This is a genomic window from Treponema sp. R80B11-R83G3 (genome assembly GCF_054786115.1).
The window spans coordinates 1-5,809 of the sequence record NZ_BDHF01000095.1; the positions used below are offsets into that span (position 1 = coordinate 1).

Genomic DNA, 5,809 nt, shown 5'->3' on the forward strand with positions numbered 1-5,809 from the left:
TCCGCGCTGTCTGATTGCGCCGGAACTACTTGGAAAATAAAAGAAGCCCCGGAAGCGAGGACTTTACGTTTGTGCATAGAAACAAGGACGCGCCCTTCATGGCAGGTTCGCATATAAAGCAAATTGCCGGTTAACGAAAAAAACAAAATAACCTCTTGACAAGATGTATATTATAACCTACACTAAAAGCATGAAGGAAATAAAGCGGTCTGATGAATTTATAAAATGGATTGACAAACTGCGCGATAGCCGCGCCAGATTCCGCATTTATAAACGCATTGACCGTCTTGCCGAAGGAAACCCCGGAGACGTTGAACCTGCAGGGGAGGGCATTTCGGAAATGCGTATCGACTACGGTCCAGGCTACCGTGTCTATTATAAAGACACCGGCATGGAAATTATTATCCTGCTTTGCGGTGGTGATAAACGCACTCAGCAAGCGGATATTGCCAATGCCAAAAAAATAGCCCGGCGTTCCCCGCCGGAGAGACTTGGGAATAAAACAAAGAAAATTCAGAGAATAAGAGTTCGGCGACGCACCCTAGATAAAGCTTTCTACCCACCGTTATTTAGTCGCCGAAAGGCTCACAGCCAAACAAACGCACGGCGTAGCCGTGTAGATCAATAATGCCGTACGCTGAGAGCACCAATAAATGCCGCGTCCCCAATAAAAGCAAGGCCGCCTTTAGGTGGCCGCCAGTGCGAAGCGGACTCTTACGAAGTTTTTACAGCGTGCGCAGCCTGCCCGCCTGTACTGAATAAATCCCTTGGGCATACATCGGCATCATCATTCTTCAGAATCAATATTAATTATCTCTTCTTCTTCATCGTCCTCTTCTTCTTCATCTTCTTCCACTTCGTCAAGGTCGGAAAGCGCGCCGGTATCTTCAGTGTTAAAGTAATCTTCCTCGCCTTCAGCCGATTCTTCGTAATAGAGAATGCGCGAACAATAGGGGCAGAAAACATATTCCTCGCCTATTCTGACTTCATTCGCGAACTGGACGGGAAGAATCATGTGGCAGCCCATGCAGACATTTCCCTTTATCGCGACAATGCCGATTCCCATTTTATTTTTGATGATTCTTTCAAATTTAAACACGACTTCGGAATCAAGGTTTTCAGTCAGTTTGCTTTCTTTTTTCTTCAGATTTTCAATTTGTTTCTTTTTGTCATTTATTTCCGCTTCAATTTTTTTTCTGCGCTCTTCCAGTTCTTTTTCCTGCTGTTCAATTAAAGCCGTCTGCTGCTTAATTTGCTCGTCAAGTTCGCAAATAATACTTCCCCTTTGCTGTAATTCTTTGCGGTATTGCTGTTCTTTATCCGACGCGTCTTTTATTTCCTTGTCAAGAGCCTCGTACTCTCTTTGAGTGCTTACCATGTCCATATTTTTTTCGGATTTTTCCCTTGCCAATTCAACTTCCGCAAGCTTGTTTTTAAAGTCAGCTTCTTCCGCTTTAACCTTTTCAAAATTTTTATTTTTTTCGATAAATGTTTTCTTTAATCTGTCTAAAAGCTCTTCTTGAGTGTCTAATAATTTTGGAATTTCCTGGATATTCTTTTCCAGTCCGATTTTTTCATAGATAATTTCCTGTAATGACCTGAGTTTGTCAAGGTCGCTTTCAGTTACCATATTCCCTCCTTTTAATGGTCCAAATAGTCTTTTAATTTTCGGCTTCTCTTTGGATGCCTTAACCGGCGCAGGGCTTTTGCCTCTATCTGCCTTATTCTCTCTCTTGTTACGTTAAAATATAAACCTACTTCTTCCAAAGTAAGCGAATATCCGTCATCAAGACCAAAACGCATTTTTAAAACTTCCTGCTCGCGCGCCGGCAGCGTTGAAAGAACGCTTCCCATCTGTTCCTGAAGCACTTTAAACGCCGTCTGATTCGCGGGATTTTCCACGTCCTTGTCTTCGATAAAATCACCTAACAGCGAATCTTCTTCTTCGCCAATCGGCGTTTCCAGGCTGATAGGCTCGCGCGCGACATTTTTTACGGATTTTACCTTTATCGCTGGCCATCCCAGTTTTTCCGCTATTTCTTCGTCCGTTGGCTCCCTGCCAAGAGTCTGTAAAAGCTGTCTTGATTCGCGCACCACTTTATTAATTTGCTCTATCATGTGCACTGGCACGCGGATTGTCCTTGCCTGATCGGATATGGAACGGGTAATAGCCTGCCTGATCCACCATGTCGCGTAAGTGGAAAATTTAAAACCCTTTTGGTATTCAAATTTTTCAACCGCTTTGATAAGTCCGATATTTCCTTCCTGCACAAGATCAAAAAACGGCAGACCTCTGTTTGTGTATTTTTTCGCGATGGAAACAACCAGCCTTAAATTTGCCCTTATCAGCCTGTCTTTTGCGTTTTTCATCATAATCCGCCCGTGATATATTTCACTGGCCATTTGGTTGATATTCTCTATCGGTTCTTCAAATTCCGCTTCAAGAGTCCTTAATTTTTTATCCGTTACCTGTATTAGGCGTATTTTTTCCTTGATTTCATCTGATGACAGGCCGAGATCTTTTTCAAGCTTTTCACGTTCTTCTTTAATGGTAAGATACCTTCCCATAGTACGAAGTTCTTTTAAAGAATTTACTTTAAGGTGCTTTTCCAGCCGTTCCTGTTCTTTAATATAACGCTTTATTTTTTTTGACGCCGCTATAAATTTATCAGAAAACGATTGAATTTCTTCCTGATGTAAATGGGTATTTTTTACCGCCTTCATTATCTTTTTACGTAGACTTGAGCAATCTTTGTCTTCTTTGTAATCTATATCCTTTACGATTAACTGCCTTTTTAAGTCGATATAGTTTCTTAACTCAACCTGAATTGCGCGTAACGTATCTTTGTAGAATTGGTTTAACCTGCGGTATTCCGTCATGTGTTCGGTTATTTCTTTTTTGGAAAGGTTAAGCTCCCTTAAATCCCTTTTTGAAAACGCTTTTTGCGCAATATTGTAAAATTCAGGTATTATCATGCCCGATCTTTTAATTACGTTTTTTACAATATTTTCGCCTTCTTCCATTTTTTTGGAAAGCTCAATTTCCTGTTCCGCCGTTAACAGATGCTCTCTTCCTATTTCTCTAAGATAAAGCCGTATAGGGTCGTCAACAAGGGTAGATTCTTTATTGTTTCCGCCCGCCGTCTTTTTCTTGCCCGTTTCTTGATTTTTTTGGTTTTCGCCATCGTCTTCGTCCGACGCGCTGTCTTCTTCCACCAATTGAACATTATTCGCTTCAAGAAGGGCGAGAACCTGCTCTATTTTGTCGGAGTTGGTTATATGTTCCGGCAGAAAATCGGAAAGTTCTTCATAAGAAAGCGTCCTTTTTACTTTTGCGTATTCCAATAATTTAATAATTGACGGATCTGAGATTGCTTGTTCCGTCAAAAGCCATGTATCTTTCTTGTTTGTTTCAGCAATTTCCGGTTTTCTTAAAAAATGCGCCATACGCGCCGGTTTTTTATAAAAATGTTTTTCTATCGGCGACACTCTTTTAAAAATTGAATTTAATTTATTTATCATTAGTTTCTTCCCTCAAGTTTTCTAATTTGCGAATCAATGTCTTTTTTCTGCGCAAGCAAAATGTCAATATCTGCGACATTATCTGAATTTCTTTCGCCTTCGCGCATTTGCGCGTTTATTTCCGTAAGCCTTTTCTCCAGTAATTTTTTCCTGATTTGTTTTATGCCATCCTCCATAAATTTGCGCGAATCACATTTGAATTCGCCTGAAGTTCCCCTGTCCGCGACAAAATCACGTAACGCTTCGTCGTTAATTCTTGCCAGCAAAAAATCAATGCCGCTTTCATCATGTTTATAACACTCCTCTAACGAGATGAAAAGCTCTTTTGCCGCAGGATCATTTACATCTTTAATCTCCAGCGCCGCGCGAAATTCAGGATACAAATCCTGATTTAACGCAACATTTGTTAAAAGCCTAAGTTCGTCATTTACCAGTATCTGAAGTTTTTGTTTTACTTCAGCCGTCTTTTCAGAAAAGTCTCTGTGACCCGTCAATTTCCAATTTGAATATTCCTTCAGTACCGCGCTCCGCTCAATTTTAAAAATATCGGCAATTCGCGTGATGCTGTCGTCGCGGTCAATTTCTGAATCTAAAGCCTCCAAATACGGAAACATAAATTCCACCGCGCGATTAATATCACCGCCAGCCGCAGTATATTGAAGCCTGCCGCGGAAAATTAGGTATTCAAAGTCATTTATAATGAATTTAACAATTTTTTTCAATATCTGCCAGCCAAATTTTTGCAAAATATCAGCGGGATCTTTGATTTTTTCAGTTTCTTTTACGTCAATTTCGCTTTCCAGCCCTTCCTGAAAATTGACAAGGGAACAGGAAAGCCCGTTTTTACGGCAGGTTATAATCGCCTTGTAAGCCGCTTTTTGCCCCGCTTCATCGCTGTCAAAAATGAGGACTGCGTTATCCACCCAGCGTCTAAGCCATGCCGCCTGTTCGTCCGTAAAAGCCGTACCGAGCGGGGCGACTGAATTGACGATTCCCGCCTGATGAAGGGCTATTACGTCCATATACCCTTCAGCAAGATATACGGTCTTTGTTTTCCTCATTTCAGGCTTCGCGTGATCAATGGCAAAAAGGGTCTGCCCTTTCTTGTAAATCTCAGTTTCCGGGGAATTTATGTACTTTGGCGGCTCATTACCGTCTCTTTGCACTGTTCCCGGCAATGCCCTACCGCCAAAAGCGACTATTTTTCCCTGTCTGTCGCTAATCGGGAACATAAGCCTCCCGGAAAAGAGGGGAATTGTCCTATATTTTGCGGAAAACAGTCCTGATTTAGCAAGAAATTCATCCGAATAGCCTTTTTGCTTTAAAAATTTATGCAAAAAATCACGATCCGCTGGCGCATACCCAAGTTTAAACTGTTCGATTATCTCTTTACTTATACTTCTGTCTAAAATATACTTCAACGCGGCTTTTCCTTCCTCTTTTTCATGCAGAAAATGCGTAAAGGTGACTGTCACTCTTTTGTATAACTCATAAAGCTCTTCCTTAATTGAACTATCTTCGCCGTTTTCTGCGTTTCCGCCTTTTTCATAGACAAGCTCTATACTCATCTTTTGCGCAAGGTTTTTTATCGCTTCGGGATAGGTGAGCTTGTCCATTTCCATGACAAAACTGATAACGCTGCCTCCTTTGCCGCAACCGAAACAGTGGTACATTTTTAAATCGGGGTCAACTTTGAAAGAGGGGGTTTTCTCCTGTCCGCCCCCGTGAAAGGGGCATCTTCCCCACCAGCGTCCGCTTTTTTTTTCTAAGCGGACATAATCGCCAACTATGGCGACAGCGTCCAATCTGTTATTAACCTCATCAATGGACGCTTTAGATATTAGGGCCATGACGGTTTTGTTATAAGCTGTCCGGCTTTTATGTGCTCGTCATAAGTCCGGGAAAAATAATGTCTTCCGCTTGATACGTCTTCAAGCCGGAAATACAGATAATTTGTGTTTTCCGGATAAAGCGCCGCCCTTAATGCGGTAATTCCCGGAGCGGAAATAGGTCCCGGGGGCAGACCCGGCTTTATGTACGTGTTATACGGGTTATTTACTTCCAGATCAGCAAACAGCAATACGGACGGATGAGGGCGTTTCTGTATCTCGGTTATGATGTATTCGATAGTGGCGCATGATTGTAACGCCATATTTATTTTTAGCCTGTTATAAAAAACTCCCGCCATAATAGGCGCTTCATTCTCCACTCTGTATTCACGCTCTACAATGGAAGCGATTATTATTTTTTCATTTAACTCTTTAGGGTCCATCGAAAGAATAGAAGG

At 41.7% G+C, this 5,809-nt stretch carries 5 protein-coding genes; 1 reads left to right on the forward strand and 4 read right to left on the reverse strand.

Features of this window, described 5'->3' with window-relative positions; genetic code table 11:
• Positions 1–190 precede the first annotated feature (190 nt).
• Complete coding sequence (locus tag ACYVRH_RS10745) at positions 191–628, forward strand: type II toxin-antitoxin system RelE/ParE family toxin (RefSeq protein WP_461256911.1); 438 nt, start codon at positions 191–193, stop codon at positions 626–628.
• A 159-nt stretch (positions 629–787) separates the two neighbouring features.
• Here the strand turns inward: ACYVRH_RS10745 and ACYVRH_RS10750 are convergent, their stop codons facing one another.
• From ACYVRH_RS10750 to mltG, 4 genes are all read right to left on the reverse strand, one after another.
• Entirely contained in the window at positions 788–1,630 is an 843-nt protein-coding gene (locus ACYVRH_RS10750) for a zinc ribbon domain-containing protein (protein ID WP_461256912.1), read from the reverse strand.
• Between the two features lie 11 nt (positions 1,631–1,641).
• Positions 1,642–3,522 carry an RNA polymerase sigma factor RpoD gene (gene rpoD, locus ACYVRH_RS10755; RefSeq protein ID WP_461256913.1) on the reverse strand — a complete coding sequence of 627 codons (1,881 nt, stop codon included), beginning with the start codon at positions 3,520–3,522 and terminating at the stop codon, positions 1,642–1,644.
• Positions 3,522–5,372, reverse strand: a complete 1,851-nt coding sequence (dnaG, locus tag ACYVRH_RS10760; RefSeq protein WP_461256914.1) for a DNA primase — start codon at positions 5,370–5,372, stop codon at positions 3,522–3,524. Before dnaG ends, rpoD begins: the two co-directional genes overlap by 1 nt.
• Positions 5,363–5,809, reverse strand: a 447-nt coding sequence (mltG, locus tag ACYVRH_RS10765) for an endolytic transglycosylase MltG (protein ID WP_461256915.1), incomplete at its 5' end; no start/stop codon positions are given. The genes mltG and dnaG, both read right to left, overlap by 10 nt.